2 protein-coding genes are annotated in these 1473 nt (G+C 34.8%); one reads left to right on the forward strand and one right to left on the reverse strand.

The genetic code is table 11. From position 1 onward, the window contains the following. Window positions 1-111 precede the first annotated feature (111 nt). Window positions 112-1223 (reverse strand): IS3-like element IS981 family transposase gene (locus tag ABZY44_RS37670; RefSeq protein WP_356662059.1). Its coding sequence is split into 2 segments (ribosomal slippage): window positions 112-1007 and window positions 1007-1223, totalling 1113 coding nucleotides; the frame shifts between segments, so codons are not numbered across the junction. Window positions 1224-1315: 92 nt separating this feature from the next. Between ABZY44_RS37670 and ABZY44_RS37675 the strand changes: the two genes are divergently transcribed. Next, on the forward strand, window positions 1316-1473 hold a 158-nt coding region (locus tag ABZY44_RS37675), incomplete at its 3' end, for a recombinase family protein (RefSeq protein WP_356662061.1).

Here is a 1473-nt window from a genome sequence, read left to right on the forward strand (position 1 = left end):
GAATGATTTAATTAAACTATATCTATAATGAATACAAAAACTCATGTTAATAAATAATGACGTTAAGTCAAGTTTTTAGAGTAACAAACGTAGAATTTTAATCTATTTATTTTAAGCACTTACCTTTTCAAATTGATTAGGTGTAAGATACCCTAAACTTTGATGGATTCGTTTTGAATTATAAAAGGCTTCGATGTACCAGAAAATACTCTGATAGGCTTCTTCAAAGTTCTTATATTTAAATTGATACACCCACTCTCTTTTTAAATGTCCATGCCAAGATTCAAGACTGGCATTATGATAAGGGTATCCCCTTCGACTGAAAGAGTGAGTCATCCCATAATACTTAAGCAACTCTTCATACTCTAGACTCGTATACTGGCTTCCTTGGTCAGAATGAAGAATAACAGCTTCTGGATAGTCTTGTGATTTAATGGCCTTATTTAAAGTTCTTTGCACTAATTCTACAGTCATTCGCTTGCCCAAATCCCAAGCAATGACTTTTTTAGTATAACGATCCATAATGGTTGAGAGATAAGCCCATCCTTGTTGAGTAGGAATATAAGTAATGTCGGTTGACCAAACCTTATTTTTCTTTGTAGGTTCAGTCTGTATGAGATTTTTTCGATTGATGTGATCACTTAGTGAGTATCCAGGCTTAAATTTCTTAATGACTACAGACTTGAGTTGAAGTTGCTTCATTAGCTTCTGTACCAGTTTTAACCCGACTTTTTCCCCTTGTTTAAGTAGAAGATGATGAATTTTAGGAGCACCATAGATTTCTCGGTTAGTATTGAAGAGTTGAGAAATTTTGAGTGACAGGTATTGTCTCCTTAATTGAGTTTTAGATGGATGTCGGTTAATCCGTTCATAATAACTTGATTCAGGAACATCAAGGAGTTGACAGCTTAGTCTGACATTGAGTGCTAAAGTTTGTATGGTTTGAGCCATATCCGCAGCACTCACTTCTTTTTCTCGGCGAATATGGTCAATACTTTTTTTAAGATGTCTCGTTCTTCCTTAACTTTAGCCAGTTGTCTTTTTAATTCTAGAAAATCAGCTTTAGAGACGGAGCTTTCATTAGATTTAGAGTAGAGGTCTATCCATTTATAAATTGTTGCAGGGGCCACGTCGTATTCTTTAGACAGCTGGGTGACGGATTGACCAGAATGATAGAAGGCGATAAGGGTTTCTTTAAATTCTTTTGAGTAGCGTTTTTTCATGTTTTTGTCCTTTGTCTAAATTATACAATAGTGACTCTAAGATTTAAGGATAACATCACTCACAACTTAGGGTTATTAATAGAGGTCAAAATATGAAAATTGGGTATGCACGTGTCAGTACCTTTGAACAGAAATTAGAATCTCAAATTGAAGTTCTGAAAGAAGCAGGAGCAGAAGAAGTTTTCCAAGAAAAATTTACGGGGACTACAGTTGAACGTCCACAATTTAATTTAGTGCTCAAAAAGTTAGC

Origin of the sequence: Streptomyces sp. NPDC006544 (assembly GCF_040611715.1) — a bacterium.
Taxonomy (GTDB): domain Bacteria; phylum Actinomycetota; class Actinomycetes; order Streptomycetales; family Streptomycetaceae; genus Streptomyces.